Annotated in this window: 29 protein-coding genes; 26 read left to right on the plus strand and 3 right to left on the minus strand. The window is 67.4% G+C overall.

Annotated features, from left to right (window positions below):
- The first annotated feature begins 1 nt into the window (after window position 1).
- From AC1PPK_RS07040 to AC1PPK_RS07070, 7 genes are all read left to right on the plus strand, one after another.
- Entirely contained in the window at window positions 2-502 is a 501-nt protein-coding gene (locus AC1PPK_RS07040) for an ureidoglycolate lyase (protein WP_481117127.1), read from the plus strand.
- Between the two features lie 10 nt (window positions 503-512).
- Entirely contained in the window at window positions 513-1295 is a 783-nt protein-coding gene (locus AC1PPK_RS07045) for a class II aldolase/adducin family protein (RefSeq protein WP_481117128.1), read from the plus strand.
- 56 nt (window positions 1296-1351) lie between these two features.
- Window positions 1352-1543 carry a 4-oxalocrotonate tautomerase gene (locus AC1PPK_RS07050; protein WP_481117129.1) on the plus strand — a complete coding sequence of 64 codons (192 nt, stop codon included), beginning with the start codon at window positions 1352-1354 and terminating at the stop codon, window positions 1541-1543.
- Between the two features lie 870 nt (window positions 1544-2413).
- Window positions 2414-2734: a hypothetical protein gene (locus AC1PPK_RS07055; RefSeq protein ID WP_481117130.1), complete on the plus strand. Its 321-nt coding sequence runs from the start codon at window positions 2414-2416 to the stop codon at window positions 2732-2734.
- Window positions 2735-3043: 309 nt separating this feature from the next.
- Window positions 3044-3400 carry a winged helix-turn-helix domain-containing protein gene (locus tag AC1PPK_RS07060; protein ID WP_481117131.1) on the plus strand — a complete coding sequence of 119 codons (357 nt, stop codon included), beginning with the start codon at window positions 3044-3046 and terminating at the stop codon, window positions 3398-3400.
- A gap of 132 nt (window positions 3401-3532) precedes the next feature.
- Complete coding sequence (locus AC1PPK_RS07065; protein WP_481117132.1) at window positions 3533-3736, plus strand: hypothetical protein; 204 nt, start codon at window positions 3533-3535, stop codon at window positions 3734-3736.
- Complete coding sequence (locus AC1PPK_RS07070) at window positions 3733-4536, plus strand: sulfite exporter TauE/SafE family protein (RefSeq protein ID WP_481117133.1); 804 nt, start codon at window positions 3733-3735, stop codon at window positions 4534-4536. The genes AC1PPK_RS07065 and AC1PPK_RS07070 overlap by 4 nt, the downstream gene beginning before the upstream one ends.
- Window positions 4537-5104: 568 nt before the next feature.
- On the opposite strand, the gene AC1PPK_RS07075 is transcribed toward AC1PPK_RS07070, so the two are convergent.
- A complete protein-coding gene (locus AC1PPK_RS07075) occupies window positions 5105-5845 on the minus strand; it encodes a response regulator transcription factor (protein WP_481117134.1) in 741 nt (246 codons plus the stop codon).
- An 11-nt stretch (window positions 5846-5856) separates the two neighbouring features.
- Complete coding sequence (locus AC1PPK_RS07080) at window positions 5857-6759, minus strand: DMT family transporter (protein ID WP_481117135.1); 903 nt, start codon at window positions 6757-6759, stop codon at window positions 5857-5859.
- Window positions 6760-7062: 303 nt separating this feature from the next.
- Between AC1PPK_RS07080 and AC1PPK_RS07085 the strand changes: the two genes are divergently transcribed.
- The 12 genes from AC1PPK_RS07085 (at window position 7063) to AC1PPK_RS07140 (ending at window position 19514) form a co-directional block, all read left to right on the plus strand.
- Window positions 7063-8496, plus strand: coding sequence for a nucleobase:cation symporter-2 family protein (locus AC1PPK_RS07085; protein WP_481117136.1), 1434 nt, complete (start codon window positions 7063-7065; stop codon window positions 8494-8496).
- 36 nt (window positions 8497-8532) lie between these two features.
- Window positions 8533-9405 carry a hypothetical protein gene (locus tag AC1PPK_RS07090; protein ID WP_481117137.1) on the plus strand — a complete coding sequence of 291 codons (873 nt, stop codon included), beginning with the start codon at window positions 8533-8535 and terminating at the stop codon, window positions 9403-9405.
- The gene (eno, locus tag AC1PPK_RS07095) at window positions 9405-10688 is read left to right on the plus strand and encodes a phosphopyruvate hydratase (RefSeq protein WP_481117138.1); all 1284 of its coding nucleotides are present in this window, start codon (window positions 9405-9407) and stop codon (window positions 10686-10688) included. The genes AC1PPK_RS07090 and eno overlap by 1 nt, the downstream gene beginning before the upstream one ends.
- 10 nt (window positions 10689-10698) lie before the next feature.
- Window positions 10699-11214: an AmiS/UreI family transporter gene (locus tag AC1PPK_RS07100; RefSeq protein ID WP_481117139.1), complete on the plus strand. Its 516-nt coding sequence runs from the start codon at window positions 10699-10701 to the stop codon at window positions 11212-11214.
- Window positions 11215-11397: 183 nt separating this feature from the next.
- Window positions 11398-13173 carry a glyoxylate carboligase gene (gcl, locus tag AC1PPK_RS07105; protein ID WP_481117140.1) on the plus strand — a complete coding sequence of 592 codons (1776 nt, stop codon included), beginning with the start codon at window positions 11398-11400 and terminating at the stop codon, window positions 13171-13173.
- A gap of 79 nt (window positions 13174-13252) precedes the next feature.
- A complete protein-coding gene (gene hyi, locus AC1PPK_RS07110; RefSeq protein WP_481117141.1) occupies window positions 13253-14026 on the plus strand; it encodes a hydroxypyruvate isomerase in 774 nt (257 codons plus the stop codon).
- A gap of 41 nt (window positions 14027-14067) precedes the next feature.
- Window positions 14068-14964 (plus strand): 2-hydroxy-3-oxopropionate reductase, encoded by an 897-nt coding sequence (locus tag AC1PPK_RS07115; protein ID WP_481117142.1) that lies wholly within the window; start codon window positions 14068-14070, stop codon window positions 14962-14964.
- Between the two features lie 11 nt (window positions 14965-14975).
- Window positions 14976-15398 carry a DUF3830 family protein gene (locus tag AC1PPK_RS07120; RefSeq protein ID WP_481117143.1) on the plus strand — a complete coding sequence of 141 codons (423 nt, stop codon included), beginning with the start codon at window positions 14976-14978 and terminating at the stop codon, window positions 15396-15398.
- Between the two features lie 18 nt (window positions 15399-15416).
- Window positions 15417-16679, plus strand: a complete 1263-nt coding sequence (locus tag AC1PPK_RS07125) for a glycerate kinase type-2 family protein (RefSeq protein ID WP_481117144.1) — start codon at window positions 15417-15419, stop codon at window positions 16677-16679.
- Window positions 16680-16742: 63 nt separating this feature from the next.
- Window positions 16743-17150: a GlcG/HbpS family heme-binding protein gene (locus AC1PPK_RS07130; protein WP_481117145.1), complete on the plus strand. Its 408-nt coding sequence runs from the start codon at window positions 16743-16745 to the stop codon at window positions 17148-17150.
- Complete coding sequence (gene pyk, locus AC1PPK_RS07135; RefSeq protein ID WP_481118192.1) at window positions 17150-18571, plus strand: pyruvate kinase; 1422 nt, start codon at window positions 17150-17152, stop codon at window positions 18569-18571. The genes AC1PPK_RS07130 and pyk overlap by 1 nt, the downstream gene beginning before the upstream one ends.
- Before the next feature lie 37 nt (window positions 18572-18608).
- Window positions 18609-19514 (plus strand): LysR family transcriptional regulator, encoded by a 906-nt coding sequence (locus tag AC1PPK_RS07140; RefSeq protein ID WP_481117146.1) that lies wholly within the window; start codon window positions 18609-18611, stop codon window positions 19512-19514.
- Between the two features lie 24 nt (window positions 19515-19538).
- Here AC1PPK_RS07140 and AC1PPK_RS07145 read toward each other — a convergent pair whose 3' ends face one another.
- Window positions 19539-19889: a cyclophilin-like fold protein gene (locus AC1PPK_RS07145; protein ID WP_481117147.1), complete on the minus strand. Its 351-nt coding sequence runs from the start codon at window positions 19887-19889 to the stop codon at window positions 19539-19541.
- A 249-nt stretch (window positions 19890-20138) separates the two neighbouring features.
- Here AC1PPK_RS07145 and AC1PPK_RS07150 point away from each other — a divergent pair, with 249 nt between their 5' ends.
- The 7 genes from AC1PPK_RS07150 (at window position 20139) to AC1PPK_RS07180 (ending at window position 24215) form a co-directional block, all read left to right on the plus strand.
- Window positions 20139-20720: a peroxidase-related enzyme gene (locus AC1PPK_RS07150; RefSeq protein ID WP_481117148.1), complete on the plus strand. Its 582-nt coding sequence runs from the start codon at window positions 20139-20141 to the stop codon at window positions 20718-20720.
- A gap of 208 nt (window positions 20721-20928) precedes the next feature.
- Window positions 20929-21240, plus strand: a complete 312-nt coding sequence (locus tag AC1PPK_RS07155) for an HvfA family oxazolone/thioamide-modified RiPP metallophore (RefSeq protein ID WP_481117149.1) — start codon at window positions 20929-20931, stop codon at window positions 21238-21240.
- A 60-nt stretch (window positions 21241-21300) separates the two neighbouring features.
- The gene (locus tag AC1PPK_RS07160; RefSeq protein ID WP_481117150.1) at window positions 21301-22146 is read left to right on the plus strand and encodes an HvfB family MNIO-type RiPP peptide maturase; all 846 of its coding nucleotides are present in this window, start codon (window positions 21301-21303) and stop codon (window positions 22144-22146) included.
- Window positions 22143-22904, plus strand: coding sequence for an HvfC family RiPP maturation protein (locus tag AC1PPK_RS07165; RefSeq protein WP_481117151.1), 762 nt, complete (start codon window positions 22143-22145; stop codon window positions 22902-22904). Before AC1PPK_RS07160 ends, AC1PPK_RS07165 begins: the two co-directional genes overlap by 4 nt.
- Window positions 22901-23455, plus strand: coding sequence for an HvfX family Cu-binding RiPP maturation protein (locus AC1PPK_RS07170; RefSeq protein ID WP_481117152.1), 555 nt, complete (start codon window positions 22901-22903; stop codon window positions 23453-23455). Before AC1PPK_RS07165 ends, AC1PPK_RS07170 begins: the two co-directional genes overlap by 4 nt.
- Window positions 23452-24039, plus strand: a complete 588-nt coding sequence (locus AC1PPK_RS07175) for a sigma-70 family RNA polymerase sigma factor (protein WP_481117153.1) — start codon at window positions 23452-23454, stop codon at window positions 24037-24039. Before AC1PPK_RS07170 ends, AC1PPK_RS07175 begins: the two co-directional genes overlap by 4 nt.
- Window positions 24036-24215 (plus strand): anti-sigma factor family protein, encoded by a 180-nt coding sequence (locus AC1PPK_RS07180; protein WP_481117154.1) that lies wholly within the window; start codon window positions 24036-24038, stop codon window positions 24213-24215. The genes AC1PPK_RS07175 and AC1PPK_RS07180 overlap by 4 nt, the downstream gene beginning before the upstream one ends.
- Window positions 24216-24290 lie beyond the last annotated feature (75 nt).

The raw sequence follows: 24290 nt of genomic DNA on the forward strand, positions 1-24290 counted from the left end.
CATGAACAGCCTCAGTCTGAACCCGCAGCCGCTCACCCGCGAAGCCTTCGCCCCCTTCGGCGAAGTCATCGAAGCGAGCGACGCGGTGCGCCATTTCACCATCAACGCCGGCAACACCGAGCGCTACCACGACCTTGCCCACATCGAGGCCGGCCCGGATGGCAAGGTGATCGTCTCCATCTTCCGCGGCCAGCCGCGCACGCTGCCTTTCCGCGTCGAGATGATGGAGCGCCACCCGCTGGCCAGCCAGGCCTTCATCCCGATGTCCGGCAAGCCCTACCTGGTGGTGGTGGCGCCGGCCGGCGCGGCGCCGAAGGCGGAAGACCTGCGGGTCTTCCTGGCCCGCGGCGACCAGGGCGTCAACTACGCCACCGGCGTGTGGCACCACCCGCTGCTGGCGCTGGAGACGGTGTGCGACTTCCTGGTCGTGGACCGCAGCGGCAGCGCGCCCAACTGCGACGAGATCGTCCTCGATCCCGGCGCGGTGATCCCGGCCCTGTAAGGAGACGGCCATGTCCACCGACGCTGTCAGCGACGCCTATGCCCGGCGGCCCCCGGCCTGCGGCGAGGAAGAGTGGCAGGCGCGGGTGGACGTGGCCGCCTGCTACCGCCTGGTCGCCCGCAATGGCTGGGACGACCTGGTCTACACGCACATCTCCCGGCGCCTGCCCGGGCGCGACGACGCCTTCCTGATCAACCGCTTCGGGCTGGGCTTCGAGGAGGTCAGCGCGTCCAACCTGCTGGTGGTGGACTTCGCCGGCCAGGTGCTGGCCGGGGAGGGCGTTGCCAGCCCGGCGGGCTTCGCGATTCACTCCGCCGTGCACCGCGCCCGGCCGGATGCCCATTGCGTGTTGCACCTGCATACCCGCGCCGGCATCGCCGTGTCTACGCTGGCCGACGGCCTCTTGTCCCTGTCCCAGCCGGCGCTGCGCTTCTGGCGCGACATTGGCATCCACGACTACGGTGGCCTCGTCTTCGATGCCCCCGAACTGGCCCGCTTGGTCGCCGCCCTCGGGCGCCACCCGGCGCTGCTGCTGCGCAACCACGGCACCCTGACCTGCGGGCGGACGGTGGCCGAGGCCTATGTGCTGATGCACACCCTGGAGCAGGCCTGCGAGATCCAGCTCGCCGCGATGGCCGCCGCGCCCGACGCCACCTGCCGGGTGATGCCGTCGGAGGCCGCGCTGGCCCGTAGCCACCGCCAGCTCACCGCCGACCCGGCGCCGGAAGGTGCGCTCGAATGGCCGATGCTGCTGCGTCGCTTGATGCGGGACGATCCGTCGTTTGCGGCTTGAGCTTCTGTTTCGCTGCTGGTGCTTTTTCCTCTTCTGTTTTCCGAAAGAACTCTTCCATGCCGACTTTTCATATCGAGCTCTTCGAGGGGCGCACGCCGGCCGAGAAGCGTGAGCTTGCCGAGGTTCTGACCCGTGAGACTTGCCGGGTGCTCGGTTGCGAGCCGTCGGCGGTGGACATCCTGTTTGTCGATGTGAAGCGGGAGAATTGGGCGACGGGTGGGGTGTCGTGGTCGGAGAGGGGCGGCTGAGCGCCTGGGTTTTTTTTTTGCCCTGGGCCCGCTGCTGGTTTTCTCCCCCTCCCGGCTGGTGGCGGGCCGCTTTTTGGTTTTTTGCTGTGTCGGTTTTGTGTGCTCTTTTCTGGGCGGCTTTCCTTTTATTGGCATGGATTGGCCGGGACTCGCCCCGGCGGGCGACCTTCTTCTTTGCGTCGCCAAAGAAGAAGGCAAGAAAGGCGACCCGTGCTTCACCGGTCGTCCGCGTTGCGGACGACTTCCCTGCGCTGCTCGCAGCACGCGGCCGGCGCGGAACTCGTCGGCTTCGCCTCCTCAAACAGCCGCGCCGGACTTCCCCGCCTGCTGCTGTGCGGATCAAAGGTTCAGGACGGGCTTTGGGTGGGCACCGAGCCTTTGCTGGGGCTTGGGTTGGCTACTGGGTCATGTGTGAAAACTGAGATAGGTGGCTGCGGTGACTATTCAGGCAGTTGCGGTGAGAAAGCTCAGTTTTCTCCTCCGCTTGACGCTCTCCCGATGCCCGGCCGATACTCCGCCGCGTCGCTGAAACAACAGCGACCGGGTTTAGCAGCCCGGCAAACGAAGGCGGACCGAGCCGCGCCGCGGCTTTTTTTCGTCCGTCACGCCCGTGGTGCGCCTTGATCAATGGCGGGCCGGGTGGGGAGGCTTCGGCCTGCCGGTCCCTTCGTTCCGGTCTGCTAACCCTGCTTTGGCCCGCCCCCCGTTTAGCAGCGAGGGGTGGAACAGTCCGTTAACGAAGGAGTTCCATTCCATGGCAATTCACGCCCCGGCGTGCGCATGGCCGCACCCGTCTGCTTTTCCGCTTCGAGAGTACTTCCGTCGATTCCGGTTTCGTTCCACGCATGCCTCCGGCGGGAGGGCTTGCGCATGACGACGCAGATGCACTTTCCCGCTTCTTCCTCGCCGCTCTATCGGCTGGCCGACGACGTCAGCGTGCTGACGCTGATCGATCAGATGTCGGCCCGGCAGGCCCAGCTGCAGGCCTTGCTGGCCATGACCTGCGGCGCCCAGGCCGACGCCTTCCGGCGCCTGAGTCCGTCCTACCAGGACAACTACCTGTGGGCCTGCTCCATGCTGGCGGAGGAACTGCGCGAACTCGGCGAGGCCTTGCAGGCGCGCGGGGTGGCGTGGCGCGAGGGCTCCCGCCCGCTGCACGAAAATGGAAAGCAATTGTCCGATGACGGATGATCGCTTTCCGTTTTTCGGATGCAGCCATCGAAAGTTCGGATTGCGAGGTGCGATGTTCGGACTCGGAGACCGAAGTTTCGACGAAATCATCCGAAGTTTCGATCTCCGGGTCCGAAACTTCGGTGGTTGGGGTCGAAGTTTCGGTCATCGAGTTCGAAGTTTCGGCGGATGAGCTCGAACTTTCGGGTTCCGAGATCGAAAGTTGGAAAGTAACTATCCGTTTTCGCAGGTCCAGGGTTGAAAGTGCAGGGGCTGCGACCTTGTGAGGGTCAGCCATGGAAAGCGGCGCGGTAAGGTAAGCTCCCGCTCATGAGCTCCACCTCGCTTTCATCCATCCGCATCCGCCCACGCATCTACATCGGGAAGGACATCGCGCTCGGCCCCGGCAAGATCGACCTGCTGGAGAAAGTCGGCGAGATGCGTTCCATTTCCGCCGCCGCGCGGGCGCTGGGCATTCCCTACAAGAGGGCCTGGCTACTCGTTGATTCCCTCAATCAGGGCTTTGGTCGTCCGGTTGTTGACACTGCGACAGGCGGAAAAGGCGGAGGCGGTGCCCGCCTGACACCGCTCGGCCAGGCGTTGGTCGAGCGTTATGCCGCCTTGGAACAACGCATCAACGCGGCTTCGGAGAGCGAACTGCAGGCTTTGCTCGCGCTCGCGGATTGATTTCCCCTGTTTGATTCTTCGCTTGGCATGTCGCTTGCATCACGTAGTTCGTTATGTCGTTTTTGACCTAACGCTGTCAGAATATCGACAAGCTCATGTGATGTCTGCCTGTGGGGCGATGCAATGCGAACTATGTTTTCGAGCGGCCGGTGGGCCGCATTACTGATCGGGCCTGCTGTTCAATCTGCCGATGTGCTTGCGGCCGTGGTGGCGATTTTCAGGACGCCCGTGGAGAAGATGGTGCTGCCCTTCAAGAGGGGGATACGTGCCGTGATGGTGAAGGATGGCCTTGCCCTGCCTGGTGATATCGCCACCCATCGCCGGGAGCAAGCATGAGCACCAGAAAACGTGCAGGGCAGGGCTTTGTCGCGGGCTCCTTGATTGGCACCCTGGGCGGCCTGATCGGTCTGGGTGGCGCGGAATTCCGTTTGCCGGTGCTGGTCGGGCTGTTCCGGCTCTCCACGCTCGAGGCCGTCATTCTCAACAAGGCCATGAGCCTGGTTGTGGTGGCCGCAGCGCTGTTCTTCCGCTTGAGAACGATATCGTTCGACCAGTTGTTCCAGCATGCGGATGTCGCCCTCAATCTGCTGGCCGGTAGTCTCGTTGGCGCCTGGTGGGCTGCCGGTCATGCCCTGACGATGCACCGCAAACAACTCAATCTGATCATCATGGTCCTGCTCGTCGGGCTCGCCATCCTGATGTTGTCCGAGTCATGGCTGGGACTCCACGACAGCGGCACGCCATTGTTCGAGGCGGGGCCGGTGCGCATCGCCGCGGGGCTGGTGGCCGGGTTCGGTATCGGTACGGTGGCGGCCCTGCTGGGGGTGGCCGGCGGTGAGCTGCTGATCCCGACCATCGTGTTGCTCTACGGAATCGACATCAAATTGGCTGGCAGCCTGTCCTTGACGGTCAGCCTCCCGACCATGATCGTCGGGTTTGCCCGTTACAGCGGCTCGGAAGCCTTTGCCGTGCTGAAATCGGAACGCCCCCTGTTTCGCTGGATGGTGGCCGGTTCGATCATCGGTGCCGGCGTGGGGGGATTGCTGCTGGGCCTGGTGCCACCTGAAATCCTTGTGACTGGATTGGGCGTCATCCTGCTGATCTCTGCGCTCAAGACGTTCAAGCATGCCCACTAAAGGGCTTTCCTTTATCTGACCTTGAATTGGCCGGGCTCTCGTCTCAGCGGGTGAGCTTCTTCTTTGCGTCGCCAAGGAAGAAGGCAAGAAAGGTGACCCGTGCCTCACCGGTCATCCGCTGGGCGGGGGAACCCGTTACCCCCGAAGGACAACTTGTTCAGGTCCGAGGTGAACTCGCTCCCTCCGCCCCAGGGGCCGGAGGCGCCGGCCCGGAGGCAGTTCGCCGCGTCTTTCCAGAAACTTAGGGGCAGCCTGCCACAGCCGTTCTGGGTGGCACCGGCCGCCGAGCACCCGCCTTTCCTTTCCCCCTCTGACGCGCCGAGTGGAGGGTGGGACGGGCGGACAAGGGCTGCGCATGTTTGAGCCCGCAGGGCGAGTTTGCGCAGACCCCGCCCGGCACGCCCGGAGTTCGGGCACCCCCGCAGGGGGCGCGGCAGCGGGGCACGTTTCTTTGCGTCCTTTCTTGTCGTGTGACAAGAAAGGATGTCGCCCGCCGGGGCGAGACCCGGCCAACGTAAAGCAAAACAACGGAAAGCCGCCCAGCCAGGGCAAGCATGCAATCGCGCAGCTACACCCGCAGGTCGAACGAACTCACCCCAACCGCATGGGGCCGCGGCGCACCGGCCGAAGGCGCCGCATCCGCCAAGCGCCCGCCGGCCCGCACGGCGCCAACCGCGCCCGCCGCAACATCCCCCTCCACCAACTGCGCATAACACCTCACCATCTGCGCAAACGAATCCGTCCCGAGCTTGCGCCCCAGGCGCGAACGGTGGACTTCGACGGTACGCGGCGAGACCTCCAGCGCGCGGGCGACTTCCTTGTTGGTGAGGCCAGCGACGATCATCGCCAGGACTTCCCGCTCCCGCTCCGACAGCTGCGCGTAGCGCTGGCGGGCCTGGCGTTCGGCGGCGCGGCGGGCGTGCTGCAGCACGTGCTGGCCGATGGCGTGGCGCAGGGCCTGGCGCAGGTCGGCGCGCTGCAGCGGCTTTTCCAGGAAGTCGGCGGCGCCGGCGCGGAAGGCCTGCCGGCATTGTGCTGCGTCTGCGTCGGCGGCCAGCACGATCACCGGCAGGTCGATGCCGTCGGCAGCCAGGCTGGCGATGAAGTCGGCGCAGTCGCCGTCGGTGTGGCGGATGTCCACCAGGATCACGCCGCAGGCGTCGCCGTTGAGGGCGGTGCGCAATTCGTCCGGGGTGTCCCAGGTGTGCAGCGGGAGATCCAGACTGTGGGCGCAGGAAGCGAGGGCGCGGCGGGTGGCCGGGGCGTCGTCGATGCAGTGGATGCAGGGGTGGGGGCGGGGCGTGGTCATGGCAAACCTGTTCAGGAGCGGGGTGGGCCGCCGCGGCGGAGGACCGGGACGAGATTGACGATCAGCAGCGCGGCGCCGATCAGGAGCATGCCGCCGAGCTCGGCATTGCTGGGGCGTTCGCCCAGTTCCAGCCAGCCGGCGAGCACGCCGATGGCCGGGATGCCGAGGGCCGACAGGCCGGCGATGGCGGCGGGCAGGTGCTCCAGCACGTAGAGCCACAGCAGCCAGGCCAGGCCGGTGGCGAGCAGCGCGTTGAAGGCGAGGGCGCCGAAGAAGTAGGGCGTCGGCTCGATGGGGCGCGACGGATGCAGCGCGGCGATGACGCACAGGGCCAGTGCGCCGAACAGCATTTGCCAGGCGGTCAGCGTCAGCACGTCCACCTCGTGCTGCTGGCGCAGGCGCTTGGCGACGATGGTGGCCAGCGCCCAGGCAAGGCTGCCGGCGAGCGCCAGCAGGTTGCTGGCCAGGCTGCCGTGGGAGGCCCAGGGTTCGAGGATCAGCAGCAGGCCGCCCGCCGCCACCGCGGTGCCGGCCTGCTGAATCGGACTGATGCGCTCGCCGAGGCGCCAGGCCGCCAGCGGCACCAGCCAGAAGGGCATGGTGTAGACCAGCACCGCGGTCTTGCCGGCGCCGCCGGCCACCAGCGCCCACTGGATCAGTGCCGTGAAGGCGGCGGTCTGCAGCAGGCCGAGCAGCAGGGTCTGCCTGGCGGCCACCAGCTTCAGTGGGCGGCGGCGCAGGAGCAACAGCGCGAACAGGGACAGGGCGCCGAACAGGGTGCGGATCGCCGAGAAGTCGAAGGGATCGGCGTAACGGATCACCTGCTTCATCACCACCCAGTTGTAGCCCCAGATCAGGGACATCAGCAGCAGCGCGACGGCGGCGGGACGGGGGAAGGAGGAGGACGGCTTCATCGGCTTATCGGTTTTCGAATAATGGTGGGCATCGCTTGGTCCGCAGAATACCCATTAGGTGCCGCCAGTGATCCCGGCAGCCGCGCCGCCATGCCCAGGAAAACGTGGTGCACTGCAGGATGGAGGGGAGGGTGGGCCAGGATTGAAGGGGGATGAAGAATGCTGCATTGCGACAATATCGAAGTGCTTATTCCGCTTATCAAGACTGGGCTCTGCCGCGCTACGGGCTGCCGCCTAAACTGGGCCTGAGTCCGGTCGATTCCTCGTCCGGAGCATTCGCCACCAGCGCCCGCAGAGGCGCTCATGCTGATAACGAAGGAGACCTCCATGTCGGAGTATTCGCAGGAAAGAAGTGCCCAACCGGTCGATGCGGTCGACGAGCGCCTGCCCGCCGGCCGCCTCTTGGCCCTGGGCTTGCAGCACGTGCTGGTGATGTACGCTGGCGCCATCGCGGTGCCGCTGATCGTCGGCGGCGCCCTCCGTTTTCCGAAGGACCAGATCGCGCTGCTGATCAATTCCGATCTGCTGTGCTGTGGCCTTGTCACCATCATCCAGGCCTTTGGCATCGGCAAGTTCGGCATCCGCCTGCCGGTGATGATGGGCGTCACCTTCGCCGCCGTCGGCCCGATGGTGGCAATGGCCGGCAACCCCGAGCTGGGCATCAACGCCATTCTCGGGGCCGGTATCGCGGCGGGTATCTTCGGCATCTTCTTCGCGCCACTGGTATCCCGTTGCCTGCCGCTGTTTCCGCCTGTCGTCACCGGCACCATCATCTCGGTGATCGGCATCTCGCTGATGCGCGTGGCGGTCAACTGGGCGGCCGGCGGCAATCCCATGATCAAGGACGCGGCGACCGGCAAGATGATCGACAACCCGGCCTATGGGGCGCCGGAACACATCGCCATCGCCACCATCGTGCTGGTTTCCGTGTTGCTGATCACCAAGTACGGCCGCGGCTTCCTGTCCAACGTGTCGGTGCTGCTGGGCATGGTGGTCGGCTTCCTGATCTCGATGGCCCTCGGCAAGGTCAGCTTCGCCGGCATCGACGAAGCGCCGGTGATCGCCCTCGTCACGCCGCTGCAGTTCGGCATGCCGACCTTCGACCTGGTCTCGGTGGCGACCATGTGCCTGGTGATGGTGGTGGTGATGGTCGAATCCCTCGGCATGTTCCTGGCCCTCGGCGATCTCACCGGGCGCCGCCTGAGCCGTGACGACCTGACCCGTGGCTTGCGCACCGACGGCCTCGGCACGCTGATCGGCGGTCTGCTGAACACCTTCCCGCACACCTCCTTCTCCCAGAACGTCGGCCTGGTGGGCGTCACCGGCGTGAAGAGCCGCTGGGTGTGCATCGTCGGCGGGGTGATCCTGATGGCCTTCGGCCTGTTTCCCAAGATGGCGGTGGTGATCGCCTCCGTGCCCCAGTTCGTGCTCGGCGGCGCCGGCGTGGTGATGTTCGGCATGGTCGCCGCGACGGGCATCAAGATCCTGGTCGGCGCCGACCTGCGCAGCAACCGCAACAACCTCTACGTGGTGGCGGTCAGCATCGGCCTGGGCATGATCCCGCTGGTTGCCCCGACCTTCTTCCACAGCATGCCGAAGGCCCTCGGCCCGCTGCTGCACAGCGGCATCCTGCTCGCCGCGCTGTCTGCGGTGCTGCTCAACGTGTTCCTCAATGGCACCGGCCGCCGCAACGCCAGCGGCGAAGCCTGCGAGCACGTCGCCCACGAAGCCCACTGATTCCCAGCCCGGCCCACACCTCACCGAAAGACAATCATGCAGAAGATTTTTTGCCGGCCGCTGGCCGGCGTGGCCTCCCTTTGCCTGTCGATTGCCGCGCCCCTCGCTTCCGCCGCCACCTGGTCCGACACCTTCCTCGGCTACCGCTACGGCACTCAGTTCCGCGAGCCGAACAACACCCAGGACGTGCGCAAGAACGTGCTGCAATTCACCCACAGCAGCGGCTACGCGGTCGGCCAGAACTTCCTGAACCTGGACGTGCTGCAGTCCGACAAGAACGACCCGGTCAATGGCGGCGGCTCCGGCGCCACCGAGTTCTACCTGACCTACCGCCACCAGCTGCACCTGGGCAAGGCCCTCGACAAGGACCTGTCCTTCGGCCCGGTGAAGGAAGTGGCGCTGACTGGCGGCTTCGACCTCAACACCAAGGACACCCGCTTCGCACCGCGCAAACGCCTGCTGGTGGTTGGCCCGACCCTCAAGTTCGACGTGCCCGGCTTCCTGGACGTGAGCCTGCTCGCCGCTCGCGAATGGAACCACTGCGGCCTCGGCGCGCCGGCCTGTCCGCAGGCCGAGATCTCCTTCGACACCCAGTGGATGCTCAGCGCCGCGTGGGGCATCCCCTTCCAGGCCGGTCCGCTGCCCCTCAAGTTCCAGGGCTTCATCAACTACATCGGCGAGAAGGGCAGGGACTACGCCGGCGTGAAGACCGAGGCGGAAACGCTGATGCGCACCTCCCTGATGGCCGATCTGGGCCAGCTCGCCGGCAGCCGCAAGAACACCGTTTGGGCTGGTGTCGGCTACGAGCTGTGGCTCAACAAGTTCGGCAACCACGCCACCGCCGCCGGCGTCACCAAGCCCGGCATCGACACCCGCGCCCCGACGCTGCAGCTGGAGTGGCATTTCTGATGACGACCGAAATCACCCGCATCAATGGCCTCGAAATCCTCGATTCCCGTGGCAATCCGACCCTGCAGGCAACCGTCACGCTGAAGTCCGGTCACCGCGGGACCGCCGCGGTACCCTCCGGGGCGTCCACCGGCAAGCGCGAGGCCCTCGAACTGCGCGACGGCGACCCGGCGCGCTTCGGCGGCAAGGGCGTGCAAAAGGCCCTGGCCCACGTCGAAGGCCCCATCGCCGCCGCATTGAAGGGCCGCGACGCGGCCCGCCAGGCGGATGTCGACGGCATCCTGTGCGAACTCGACGGCACGCCCGACAAGTCGCGCCTCGGCGCCAACGCGCTGCTGGCGGTGTCGCTGGCCAGCGCCCATGCCGCCGCGGCGGCGGCCGGCCAGCCTCTGTACCGCCACCTGTCGGACGGCCGCGAGCCGGTGCTGCCGGTACCGCTGATGAACGTACTCAACGGCGGCGCCCACGCCAACAACAGCCTCGACATCCAGGAATGCATGATCGTGCCCCATGGCTTCGAGCGCTTCGGCGACGCGCTGCGCGCCGGGGTCGGGGTCTTCCACGCGCTGCGCGGCCTGCTCGACCGCTACGGCTTTCCGACCTCGGTGGGCGACGAGGGTGGCTTCGCGCCCAACGTGGAATGCACCCGCCAGGGCCTCGATCTGATCCTCGAGGCGATCCGCCTGGCCGGCTACGAGCCGGGCAGCCAGGTGGCGCTGGCCCTCGACTGCGCCTCGTCGGAGTTCGCCAAGGACGGCCGCTACGTGCTGGCCGGCGAATCCCTCGACCTGTCGCGGGCCGAGTTCTGCGACTACCTGGCCAAGCTGGTCGCCGACTACCCGATCGTCAGCATCGAGGACGGCATGGCCGAGGACGACTGGGCCGGCTGGGGCCAGCTCACCGACCGGCTTGGCCGGCGCACCCAGCTGGTCGGCGACGACCTCTTCGTGACGGACACCCGTCTGCTCGCCGAGGGCATCAACAAGGGCGTCGCCAACGCGATCCTGATCAAGCCCAACCAGATCGGCACCCTCAGCGAGACCCTCGCCGCCATCGCGCTGGCCCGCCAGCACGGCTACGCGGCAATCGTCTCCCACCGTTCCGGTGAGACCGGCGACACGACCATCGCCGACCTGGCGGTGGGCACCGCCTGCGGGCAGATCAAGACCGGCTCGGCGAGCCGTTCGGACCGCGTCGAGAAGTACAACCGGCTGCTCGCCATCGAGCGCGAGCTCGGTCCGGCGGCCCGCTTCGCCGGCAGCGCGGCGCTGCTCCGGCGCTGAGGACGCGGCGATGTTGCTCGGACTGGCGCTGCTCTACGTGGGCGCCGTGCTGATCCTCAACGGCCTGTGGATGCTCGGCCGCATCGGCGACCGGGAGATCCCGGTGATCAACCTGTTCGCCGGCGGGCTGAGTCTGCTGGTGGCCCTCAAGCTGGCCTTCGGCGACGGGGCCGACCTGGCCTCGGTGAAGGCGGCGGCGCTGTCGCTGCTGTTCTCCTTCACCTACCTGTGGGTGGCGATCAACCGCTACAGCGGCGCCGATGGCCGCGGGCTGGGCTGGTTCAGCCTGTTCGTGGCCCTCACCGCGGTGCCGGTGGCGGCGGACTGCCTGCGCCTGGCGAGTTCGCCGGGGGAGTGGTGGCTGGGGCTGTCGTGGGTGGCCTGGTCGATACTCTGGCTGCTCTTCTTCCTGCTGCTGGCGCTGAACAAGCCGCTGACCCGGCTGACCGCCTGCGTCGCCATCGGGCAGGGCGTGCTGACCGGCTGGGTGCCTGGTTATCTGCTGCTGAACGGCACTTTGCGCTGATCACGGGGCCGCCTTCGGTGCGCTGCTGCAATCCGCGCGGCGTCTCGAGGGCGGCCTTTTTTCATCGCGAATCGGTACAAAAAGTATCGAAAGAACCGATCCCCGCGGCAATTCAAGTCGCCGGCCTTTATCCCTAAGCTGTCCCCATCGATTCATCGGACAGACCCCATAGGAGGAGAAGAAATGGCCCGAATGAGAGCAGTGGATGCCGCCGCGGCGGTGATGCGCAAGGAAGGCGTGGAGACCGTCTTCGGCGTGCCCGGCGCAGCGATCAACCCCCTTTACTCGGCGATGAAGAAGGATGGCGGCTTCAAGCATGTGCTGGCCCGCCACGTGGAAGGCGCGTCCCACATGGCCGAAGGTTTCACCCGTGCCACCGCCGGCAACGTCGGGGTGTGCATCGGCACCTCCGGCCCGGCCGGCACCGACATGATCACCGGCCTCTACTCGGCCTCCGCCGACTCTATCCCCATCCTGTGCATCACCGGCCAGGCGCCGCGGGCGCGCCTCTACAAGGAAGACTTCCAGGCCGTGGACATCGAGTCCATCGCCAAGCCGGTCACCAAGTGGGCCGTCACCGTGCGCGAGCCGGCCCTGGTGCCGCGCGTCTTCCAGCAGGCCTTCCACGTCATGCGCTCCGGCCGTCCCGGCCCGGTGCTGATCGACCTGCCCTTCGACGTGCAGATGGCCGAGATCGAGTTCGACATCGACACCTACGAATCCCTGCCGCTGCACAAGCCGGCGGCGACCCGTGCCCAGGCCGAGAAGGCGCTGGTCATGCTCAACGCCGCCGAGCGTCCGCTGATCGTGGCCGGCGGCGGTGTCATCAACGCCGACGCGGCGGCCCGCCTGCAGGAATTCGCCGAACTCACCGGCGTGCCGGTGATCCCGACGCTGATGGGCTGGGGCACGATCCCCGACGACCATCCGCTGATGGCCGGCATGGTCGGCCTGCAGACCTCCCACCGCTACGGCAACGCGACGATGCTGGCCGCCGACTTCGTGATCGGCATCGGCAACCGCTGGGCCAACCGCCACACCGGCTCCGTCGAGGTCTATACGGAAGGGCGCAAGTTCGTCCATATCGACATCGAACCGACCCAGATCGGCCGCGTCTTCGGGCCCGACTACGGGATCGTCTCCGATGCCGGCGCGGCCCTCGACCAGCTGATCGCCGTGGCCCGCGACATGCAGGCCGCCGGCCAGCTCGCCGACCGCAGCGCGTGGGTGGCCGAGTGCCAGCAGCGCAAGCGCACACTGCAGCGCAAGACCCACTTCGAGGCCACGCCGATGAAGCCGCAGCGGGTCTATGAAGAAATGAACAAGGCCTTCGGCAAGGACACCACTTACGTCAGCACCATCGGCTTGTCGCAGATCGCTGCCGCCCAGTTCCTGCACGTGTACAAGCCGCGCCACTGGGTCAATTGCGGCCAGGCCGGCCCCCTCGGGTGGACCATCCCGGCGGCCCTCGGCGTGTGTGCGGCCGATCCGTCCCGCAAGGTGGTGGCGATCTCGGGCGACTACGACTTCCAGTTCATGCTCGAGGAGCTGGCCGTCGGCGCCCAGTTCAAGCTGCCCTACCTGCACGTGGTGGTGAACAACGCCTACCTGGGCCTGATCCGCCAGTCCCAGCGCGGTTTCGACATGGACTACTGCGTGCAGCTGGCCTTCGAGAACATCAACGCCCCCGAGACCGAGGGCTACGGCGTCGATCACGTCACCGTCGTCGAAGGCCTGGGTTGCAAGGCGATCCGCGTGCGCAAGGCCGAGGACGTGCAGGCGGCTTTCGCCCAGGCCTACGCGTGGATGGAGGAGTTCCGCGTGCCGGTGGTCGTCGAGATCATCCTGGAGCGGGTCACCAACATCTCGATGGGCACCGAGATCAACGCCATCAACGAGTTCGAGGACCTGGCCGCCAGCGGCGCCGACGCCCCGACTGCGGTGGCCCTGCTCGACTGACCGCAACACTGACTCCGTGCGGGCGAATCTGCTCGCCCCACGGCTTCACGCCCTCCGGGGCCAACGAAAGGACACGACCATGCCGCGTTTCGCCGCCAACCTTTCCATGCTGTTCACCGAGCTGCCTTTCCTGGAGCGCTTCGGCGCCGCCGCGGCAGCCGGCTTCAAGGGGGTCGAATACCTCTTCCCCTATGCCTTCGCCAAGGAAGACCTGGCCGCCGAGCTGGCCCGCCACGGCCTCGTCCAGGTGCTGCACAACCTGCCGGCCGGCAACTGGGAAGCCGGCGAGCGCGGCATCGCCTGCCACCCGCAGCGGGTCGCCGAGTTCCGTGACGGCGTCGCCACCGCCATCGACTACGCCCGCGCCCTCGGCTGCACGCAGATCAACTGCCTGGCCGGCATCGCCCCGGCTGGCGTGTCCGAGAGCGCGCTGCGCGAGACCTTCGTCGCCAACCTGCGCTTCGCCGCGGCCCAGCTGAAGGAGGCCGGCATCCGCCTGCTGGTCGAGCCGATCAATACCTTCGACATCCCCGGCTTCTACCTGAACCGCACCGCGCAGGCGCTGGAGATCCTCGACGAGGTCGGCTCCGACAACCTGTTCGTGCAGTACGACATCTACCACGCCCAGCGCATGGAAGGCGAACTGGCGGCGACCATCGCCAGGAACCTGCCGCGCATCGCCCACATCCAGCTGGCCGACAACCCCGGCCGCCACGAGCCGGGCAGCGGCGAGATCAACTACCCGTGGCTGCTGCGCCACATCGACGGGCTTGGCTACGCCGCCTGGATCGGCTGCGAATACAAGCCCGCCACCACCACCGCGGAAGGCCTCGGCTGGCTGAAGAAGGCCTGAGCGCCGGCCCCACGACGATCACCACCAGGAGACAAGACATCATGGCAAACATCGGCTTCATCGGTCTCGGCATCATGGGCGCCCCCATGGCCGGCCACCTCATCAAGGGCGGTCACACCGTCTTCACCTTCACCCACGGCGCCACGCCGGCGGAACTCGTCGAGGCCGGTGCGCGGAGCTGCGCCAGCGGCGCCGAAGTCGCCCGCCAGGCCGACATCATCATCACCATGGTGCCCGATACGCCCCACGTGGAGGACGCGCTGTTCAACCCCGAGGGCGTCGCCGCGGGCCTCTCCGCCGGCAAGACGGTGGTGGACATGAGCTCCATCTCCCCGGTGGCCACCAAGGATTTCGCCAAGCGCATCAACGCGCTGGGTTGCGAATACCTCGACGCGCCGGTGTCCGGCGGCGAGGTGGGCGCCAGGGCGGCCAGCCTGACCATCATGGTCGGCGGCAGCGAGGCGGCCTTCGACAAGGTCAAGCCGCTGTTCGAGCTGATGGGCAAGAACATCACCCTGGTCGGCGGCAACGGCGACGGCCAGATCACCAAGGTGGCCAACCAGATCATCGTCGCGCTGACCATCGAGGCGGTTGGCGAGGCCCTGCTGCTGGCCGCCAAGGCCGGTGCCGACCCGGCCAAGGTGCGCCAGGCGCTGATGGGCGGCTTCGCCAACTCGCGCATCCTCGAAGTGCACGGCGAGCGTATGGTCAAGCGGACCTTCGATCCGGGCTTCCGCATTGCGCTGCACCAGAAAGACCTCAACCTGGCCCTCACCACCGGCCGCCAGCTCGGCGTCGCGCTGCCCAGTACCGCCATCGCCCAGGAGCTGTTCAACACCTGCGCGGCCCACGGCGGCGCCGGCTGGGACCACTCGGCGCTGGTGCGGGCTCTCGAGAAGATGGCCAATTTCGAGATCGGCCAGCAGGCTGCCGAGTGAGGAGCGAGCCGGTGCGCCATCTCGCCATCGAAGTCGGTTCCTACCGCTTTGTCGCCCGGCTCGAAGAGGAGGCCGCGCCGAAGACCTGCGCGGCCTTCCTGAAGATGCTGCCTTTCTCCAACCAGGTAATCCATTCCCGCTGGAGCGGCGAGGCGGTGTGGGTGCCGCTGGCCGACTTCGACACCGGCCTGGACTTCGAGAACCACACCAGCCACCCGTCGCGGGGCGATGTGCTGCTCTACCCGGGCGGTTTCTCGGAGACCGAGATCCTGTTTGCCTATGGCAGCAGCCGCTTTGCCAGCAAAATGGGGCAGCTCGCCGGCAACCACTTCCTGACCATCGTGGAAGGTGCCGAGCAGTTGATGGACATGGGCCGCACGGTGTTGTGGAAGGGCTCCCAGTGGGTGCGCTTCCTCGACCTGGGCAGCCGCTGAACGACAAGGACAAGCCACATGCACAGCGCCCCCCGCGATCTCCTCACCGCAATGTTCACCGCCGCGGTCAATGCCGCCCAGCCCGAGCACTGCATTCCCCGCTTCCTGCCCGAGCCGCCCAAGGGGCGGACCCTCGTCATCGGCGCCGGCAAGGCCTCGGCGGCGATGGCCCAGGCGCTGGAACGCCACTGGCCGGGCGAGCTGTCCGGCCTGGTGGTGACCCGCTACGGCTACGCGGTGCCCTGCGAGCGCATCGAGATCGTCGAGGCGGCCCATCCGGTGCCCGACGCGGCGGGCCGCGAGGCGGCCGCGCGGATGCTCGAACTGGTGCGTGGCCTGACCGCCGACGACCTGGTGATCTGCCTGATCTCCGGTGGCGGTTCGGCGCTCTTGCCGCTGCCCGGCGTGGGCGTCACGCTGGAGGACAAGCAGGCCATCAACCGGGCCCTGCTCAAGTCCGGTGCCACCATCTCCGAGATGAACTGCGTGCGCCGCCACCTCTCGGCGATCAAGGGCGGCCGGCTGGCGGCGGCCTGTCACCCGGCGCGGGTGGTGAACCTGCTGATTTCCGACGTGCCCGGCGACAACCCGATGGACATTGCCTCCGGGCCCACGGTGGCCGACCCGACGAGTTGCGCCGGCGCGCTGGAGATCGTCCGCCGCTACGGCATCGAGCTGCCGGCCGGTGCCCGCGCGCTGCTGGAGAGCGGCTCCGGCGAGACCGTCAAGCCGGGCGATCCGCGCCTGGCGGGCGTGAGTACGCACCTGATCGCCACCCCGCAGATGGCCCTGGAGGCCGCCGCCGAGGTGGCCCGCGCCGCCGGCGTGACGCCGCTGCTGCTGGGCGACAGCATTGAGGGCGAGGCCCGCGACGTGGGCAAGGTGATGGCCGCCATTGCGCTGCAGGTGAAGCGTCACGGCCAGCCCATCGCGGCGCCCTGCGTGCTGCTGTCCGGCGGTGAGACCACCGTCAGCGTGCGCGGCGACGGGCGCGGCGGGCGCAACGTGGAGTTCCTGCTGTCCCTGGCGGTGGCCCTCGACGGGGCGTCCGGCATCCACGCGGTGGCCGGTGACACCGACGGCGTGGACGGGCTGGAGGAGATCGCCGGTGCGCTGGCCTTCCCCGACACGCTGGAACGGGCCTGGGCGAAGGGCATCCGCCCCCGCGACAGCCTCGACAACAACGACGGCCACGGCTTCTTCGAGGCCCTCGGCGATTCGCTGGTGACCGGGCCGACCCTCACCAACGTGAATGACTTTCGGGCGATCCTGGTCACCTGACCCGCCGGGGCGAATCCATTCGTCCCGGCCGCAGCGCACCAAACGAATAACGAGGAGACACACATGAAGAACATCAAGGCACTCACGCTCGACGACGTGAAGCGTATCGCCGCGGCCGCCGAGGCCGAGGCGCGGGCCCAGGGCTGGGCGGTCAGCATTGCCGTCTGCGATGGCGGCGGCCACGCCCTGTGGCTGCAGCGCATGGACGGCGCGCCGCTGATGAGCGCCGCCGTGGCGCCGGAAAAGGCCCGCACCAGCGTGCTCACCGGCAAGCCCAGCAAGGCCTTCGAGGAGATGGTGAACAACGGCCGCATCGCCGCGCTGGCGATGCCGGTGGTGCCGCTGGAAGGCGGCGAGCCGATCATCGTCGATGGGACGATCGTCGGCGCCGTCGGCGTGTCCGGCGTCAAGGCCGGCGAGGACGCCCAGGTGGCCCGTGCCGGGGTTGCCGCACTGGCGGAGGTGGCATGATGAAGCGCGCCCGCCGTTCCCGCATTCTCGCCACCCTCGGCCCGTCCAGCTCGACGCTGGCGCGCATCCGCGAACTCTTCGATGCCGGTGCCGACGTTTTCCGTCTCAACTTCAGCCACGGCAGCCATGCCGACCACGCCGAACGCCTCAAGCTGATCCGCCAGGTGGAGGCCGAGCGCGGCCGCCCGATCGGCGTGCTGATGGACCTGCAGGGCCCCAAGCTGCGGGTCGGCCGTATCGCCGGCGGCAAGGTGTTGCTCGAAGCCGGCCAGCGTTTCCGCCTCGACCTGGACCCGGCTGACGGCGATGCGACCCGCGCCGGCCTGCCGCATCCAGAGATATTCGCTGCGCTGGAAGCCGGTACCGAGCTGCTGCTCGACGACGGCAAGCTGCGCCTGCGCGTCGATAGTTTCGGGCCGGACCATGCCGAGACCACCGTGCTGGTCGGCGGCCCCCTGTCCGACCGCAAGGGCGTCAATGTGCCCGGCGTGGTGCTGCCGATCTCGCCGCTCACCGCCAAGGACCGGGCGGACCTGGCCTTCGGTCTGGAGATGGGCGTCGATTGGGTCGCGCTGTCCTTCGTGCAGCGCCCCGAAGACATCCTCGAAGCCCGCGAGCTGATCGGCGATCAGGCGTGGATCATGGCCAAGCTGGAAAAGCCGGCGGCCATCGAGCACCTGGACGAGATCGTTGCGCTGGCCGACGGGGTGATGGTGGCCCGCGGTGACCTGGGCGTCGAGCTGCCGCCCCAGCAGGTGCCGGTGCTCCAGCGCCGCATCGTGCGCGCTGCGCGGGCCGCCGGCCGGCCGGTGGTGGTGGCGACGCAGATGCTCGAATCGATGATCACCGCGCCGGTGCCGACCCGCGCCGAAGCGTCCGACGTGGCCACCGCGGTGTATGAGGGGGCCGATGCGGTGATGCTGTCCGCCGAATCGGCCTCCGGCCAGTACCCGGTGGAGGCGGTGGCCATCATGGACCGCATCATCGGCGAGGTGGAGCAGGACCCGGCTTGGCGTGGCGAGCTGGAGGCCAGCCACACGCCGGCCACGGCGACCACGCCGGACGCCATCTGCTGCGCGCTGCGCCGCGTCGCTGACCTGCTCGAACCGGCCGCCACGGTGGCCTTCACCAGCTCCGGCTTCAGCGCCCTGCGGGCCAGCCGGGAGCGCCCGGTGACGCCGATCCTGGCGCTGACCCCGCGGCAGGCCACGGCGCGCCGCCTGGCCATCGCCTGGGGCGTGCATCCGGTGCCCTTCGACGAGGTGCATGACGTGGTCGAGATGATCGAGCACGCCACCGCCGCGGCCCTGCGCGAGACGGTAGCCCAGCCCGGCGACACGGTGGTGGTCATCGCCGGCCTGCCCTTCGGCCAGCAGGGCAGCACCAACCTGCTGCACGTGGCCCGCGTGCCGGCGGCCTGATGGACGGCCGGCTGCTGTCCGCGCAGGAGGGGTCCGCATGGATCGTTACACCGAGCTGAGGAGCTTCGTGCTGGTGGCGGAAAAGGGCAGCTTCGCGGCGGCGGCGCTGGTCGAGCAGGTCACGCCGGTGGTCATGGGGCGGCGCCTCGACGGGCTGGAGGGGCGCCTCGGCGTGAAGCTGATGCACCGCTCGACCCGCGGTCTGCACCTTACCGAGCTGGGGGAGCGTTTCCTCGAACAGGCGCGCCAGCTGCTCAAGGACTTCGACGACGTGGAGTCGGCGATCACTGCCGGCCGCAACACGGTGCGCGGCCACCTGGTGGTGTCGGCGCCAGCGGCCTTCGGGCGGCGCCACGTGGCGCCCCACGGGCCGGCCTTCCAGGCCCTGTACCCGGACCTGAAGCTGTCCTTCAACTTGACCGACAGCGTGGTGGACCTGGTGCGCGAGGGCTACGACATGTCGATCCGCATCGGCGAGGTGATCGACCCCAACTACGTGGCGGTCAGGCTGGCCGGCAACCGGCGGGTGGTGTGCGGCACGCCAGCCTATTTCGAGCGTCACGGCGTGCCGCGCACGCTGGACGACCTGGCCCACCACAACTGTCTGGCCTTCAACCTGCAGGGCGGCCAGCAGCGCGGCTGGTCCTTCCTGCAGGACGGCAAGATGGTGGCGGTGAAGGTCAGCGGCAACCTCGACTGCAACGACGGCGAGCTCCTCTACAGCTGGGTCAAGCAGGGCCTCGGCATCGGCTGGCGGTCGACGTGGGAGATCGAAGGCGAGCTGAAGCGCGGCGAGCTGGTCACCGTGCTCGACGATTTCGCCGCGCCGGCCTACGCGATCCAGGCGGTCTATCCGCAGCAGCGCTACCTGCCGGCCAAGGTGCGCGTCTTCATGGACTACCTCAAGCGCATCTATGCCGAGCCGGGCTACTGGGAACGCTGAGGGCGCCCAGGTGCTGCATGTCCATCAGGCCAGCGTTACCGTCAGCAGGTGGCCGTTGCGCACCTGGCGCAGCAGGCGCGGGTCGTCCTCCAGGCGGCCGAGCACCTGGCAGCCGCTATTGTGGTGGACCGCCGACGAGCCGAAGGGCAGGGCGATGGACGCGCCGGCTGGCCAGTAGCACACCGTGCCCGGCTCCAGGTTGTTACGGGTCTTGCTGCCAGCGCGGACGCGCAGCGGAACGCTGAGGACGAGCTCATCGCCGCGGCTCGCTGCGGTGGATTGCAGCGGCAGCACAGCCAGCATCGCGCGGCTGCCCGGCGTGTCGTCCAGGCGGGCAAAGACTTCCCCGTGGTCCCAGGTAATCCGGATGCGCATGGCCGTGTTCCTCGTTTCGATGATGTCGGGCTGATCTTAGGGGAGCGGGGCGGTGGCGATAAGTGCTGCAGGCAGCAGTTCTGTGCATACCGCCGGTATTGGCCCGGTGGCCGCCGTCATGCGCTTTCCGCCAATTCGTTTGTACTTTCCGACGATCTGAGCCGGCACGCGCCGTGGGCCGCGGCGGGCCGGCTACACTGCCTCCGCGCACCCCGCGCTAAGCCATAACAAGATTCCAGGAGACAAGCCATGTCCGATCAGTCGATCAGCCGCTACCCCGTTCCCGAACTCGCCGACCTGCCCGAGGATGTGCGTTCCCGCATCCTCGCCGTGCAGGAGAAGGCCGGCTTCGTGCCCAATGTGTTCCTCGCGCTGGCCCACCGCCCGGAGGAATTCCGCGCCTTCTTCGCCTACCACGACGCGCTGATGGAGAAGGATGTCGGCCTCAGCAAGGCCGAGCGGGAGATGATCGTCGTCGCCACCTCCGGCGCCAACCAGTGCCTGTACTGTGTGGTCGCCCACGGGGCGATCCTGCGCATCCGGGCCAAGAACCCGCGCGTTGGCGACCAGCTGGCAATCAATCACCGCAAGGCCGAGATCAGCCCGCGCCAGCAGGCCATGCTCGACTTCGCACTGAAGCTGTCCCTCGACTCGGCCAGCGTCGGCGATGCCGACATCGCGGCGCTCAAGGATCACGGTTTCGACGACGAGGCGATCTGGGACATCGGTGCGATCACCGCCTTCTTCGCGATGAGCAACCGGCTCGCCAACCTGATCTCCCTGCGTCCCAACGACGAGTTCTACCTGATGGGCCGCCTGCCGAAGAGCTGAGCGCCCGACACCGTTTTTCCTTTCCCTCTCGGCCGCTAGTCCGGCCCTTTACCCGCCGGCGCATGCCGGCGTTTTTTTGCGCCAAATTATTTTCTCCGGGCGTGTAAGAACGCGGGGGGCATCTCCGTCCAATCGCCAGTACCTGATAATTCGGGGCGCCACGTTGGCGTCCGGCAGGTCTGCTTTCAACCCCTCTAGGAGATTCGCAATGAACAAGGCTACCGCTCTCACCGCTGCTCTCGCCGCTTCCGTCGCCCTCGGCGCCGCCCATGCCGCCGACAACCCCTTTGCCGCCAAGCCGCTGGCCGGGGGCTATCAGCTGGCCCAGGCCGACACCAAGATGCAGGACGGCAAGTGCGGTGAAGGCAAATGCGGCGCCGACAAGAAGGCCGCGAGGAAGTCCGCGCACAAGGCCGAAGCGAAAATGAACGACAAGATGGCGATGGACAAGAAAGCCGATGGCAGCTGTGGCGCCGACAAGAAGGCTGACGGCAGCTGCGGTGCCGACAAGAAGAAGTAATCGGGCGGAATGGCCGGGGCGGGCGGACGCCCTTCCCTGGCCCTCAAGGGAGAGTTCGACATGTCAGGATGCATTCCCCACGGGGCCGGGCTCGGCTTTCGCCGCGAACTGCTGGCCGAGCTGGAGGCCGGCGTGCCCACCGCGGTGAATTTCTTCGAGCTGGCGCCTGAAAACTGGGCCTCCATGGGCGGCCGTTCGGCCCGCCAGTTGCGCGCCTTCACCGAGCGTTATCCCTTCGTCTGCCATGGACTGTCGCTGAATCTTGGCGGCCCCCAGCCCCTCGACATGGAGCTGCTGGCGCGCATCCGTGCTTTCATGCTTGAGCACGGCATCGGCCTGTACACCGAGCATCTGTCCTGGTGTGGCGATGCCGGCCAGCTCTATGACCTGTTCCCGCTGCCCTGTACCAGTGACGCGGTGCGCTGGGTTGCCGCGCGCATCCGTCGGGCCCAGGACATGCTGGGCATGCGCATCGGCATAGAGAATGCCTCCTACTACGTCGCCCCTCCGGGCGCCGAAATGAGTGAGGCGGAATTCATCCGCGCCGTGGTGGAGGAGGCCGACTGCTGCCTGCATCTGGACGTGAACAACATTCTCGTCAATGCGGCCAACTTTGGTTTCGATCCTTACGACTTTCTGCACGGGCTGCCGCTGGAGCGCTGTTGCTACATTCATGTGGCGGGGCATGACGTGGAGCCGGACGGGCTGCGCATCGACACCCACGGCGCGGATGTGATCGACCCGGTGTGGGCGCTGCTCGATGCCGCCTATGCGCGTACCGGGCCCTTGCCGACCTGCCTGGAGCGGGATTTCAACTTTCCGCCGCTGGCCGCGCTGGGGACTGAGGTTGCGCAGATCGCCGCCCGCCAGGCTTGCGCGCAGCGCGCAGCCGAGGTGGTGACATGAGCTGGCCGGCTGACCTGGCTGTGCCCGAGACGTTAAAGGCCTGGCAGGAGGCCTTCGGCCGGCGTCTGCGTCATGGCCGGCGCGCTGCCTGTCCGGCAGGCGTGCCCGCCGCGCGCATGGCGTTGTATGAGGGGCTCGTGTTCCAGCGTCTGAGAGGTTTCCTGGACCGCTGCTTTCCGGTGGCGCGGGCCACCCTGGGCGAAGCGCAGTGGACTCGCCTTTGCCGTGCCTTCCTGCGCGACTGGGACTGCGTGACGCCATGGTTCCGCGAGATTCCGCAAGAGTTGCTGGCTTACCTTGACAGCGGTGCCTGCCGTCAGCGGTTGCCGCGCTGGTTCGGTGAACTGTTGCGCTATGAATGGGCCGAGCTGGCGGTGGATGTGATGGAGGTGGCGGTGCCGCCGCACAGACCGGATGGTGACCTGGTCGACGGCGTGCCGCTGGTCAACCCGGCCCTGCTGTCCCTGGCCTTCGCATGGCCGGTGCAGCGCATCGGCCCGGATTTCCGGCCGCGCCAGGCCGAACCGGTTCACCTGGTGGTGTATCGGAATGCGCTGGACGCGGTGTGCTTCATGGCATTGAGCCCGGCCACTGCGCGCCTGTTGAGCTTGCTCGATGGCGAGTGCAGCGGGCGGATCGCCTTCGAAACCCTGGCGGCGGAGCTGGGACGACCGGCCGACACCGCTTTCATCGATTTTGGCCGGCATAACCTGGCCGAGTTGCGCCACCACGGCGTTTTATTGGGAGAACGCACATGAATACGATCCGCAGCCAGGTATCGGCCTGTCTCGATGGTGGCCTCGGCCACCTGGATAGCTTTGGCCAGTGGGTTGCCCTGCTCGGCCTGCGGGCCCTGCTGGCCTGGGAGTTCTTCGATTCGGGACGGGAAAAATTCTTCGGTCACAACTGGTTCGCCGACATCCAGGACCAATTTCCGTTTCCCTTTGACGTGGTTCCGCCGGAGATCAGCTGGCAGCTTGCCACGTGGATCGAGTTGATTGGCGGCGTGGCCTTGCTGCTGGGGTTGGCGACACGCTTCTTCAGCGTGGCCCTGGCAGTGCTGACGGTGGTGGCGATCGCTGCCGTGCATTGGCCGGCGGAGTGGGCCGGGTTCGGCGAGCTGTGGTTGGGTTATGCGATCACCGACGATGGCCACGGCAATTTCAAGTTGCCGGTGCTCTTCCTTGCTATGCTCATGCCACTGATCCTGCTTGGGCCGGGGCGGCTGAGCATGGATGCGTGGATCCGTCGGTGGCTGCATGGCGGACCGTACGGGAGCGCCGTCCTGCAACCCATTCGCCAGACATGATCGACTCCGGGAATGCCGACCTCATTTCGGGCTTTCGCCCGCAGATGCTGAAATTCGCACGCCTGCAACTACACGATGAGGCAGCCGCCGACGACGCGGTGCAGGAAGCCATCGAGTCGGCATTGCTCGGCATTGACCGTTTCGCCGGGCGCTCGGCGCTGAAGACCTGGATCTTCACGATCCTGCGCCACAAGATCATCGACACGCTGCGCGAACGTGGCCGCACGGTGCAGATCTCCAGCTTCGAGCGCGACGAGGAGGAACTCGACGAGGCCTTCGACCGGCTCTTCAAGGATAACGAGCACTGGAGTCCGCAGGGGAGGCCAAAGGCCTGGGGCGATCCCGAAGAAGCGCTGGCCCAGCGCCAGTTCTGGCAGGTCTTCGAGACCTGCCTGGAGGTGCTGCCAGCGCGCACGGCGCGGGTCTTCATGATGCGCGAGTTCCTCGGTTTCGAGACCGACGAGATCTGCGCGACGCTGGTGCTGACCGCCAATAACTGCAACGTGATCCTGCACCGGGCCCGCGCGGCGCTGCGGCAGTGTCTCAGCCACGGCTGGTTCGGCGAGGAGGGCCGGGCATCATGATGAATTGCAAGGACGCCACCCATTTGATGTCCGAGGAGCTGGACCGCCCGCTCAGTCATGGCGAGCGGCTGCGCCTGAGGCTGCACCTGCTGTTCTGCCGTGGTTGCCGGGCCTTCCGCCAGCAGATGGATTTTCTGCGCCTGGCGACCCGGCGCTTTCTCGAACGGAACGATTAGCGCGCCGACGTTCGATGCGTCTGCCGCGGCGTGCCAGGAAACGCCGGGCCATGCCGGGCTTCCTGGCTCCCACGG

This window comes from Zoogloea sp. JDB1 (assembly GCF_056724025.1).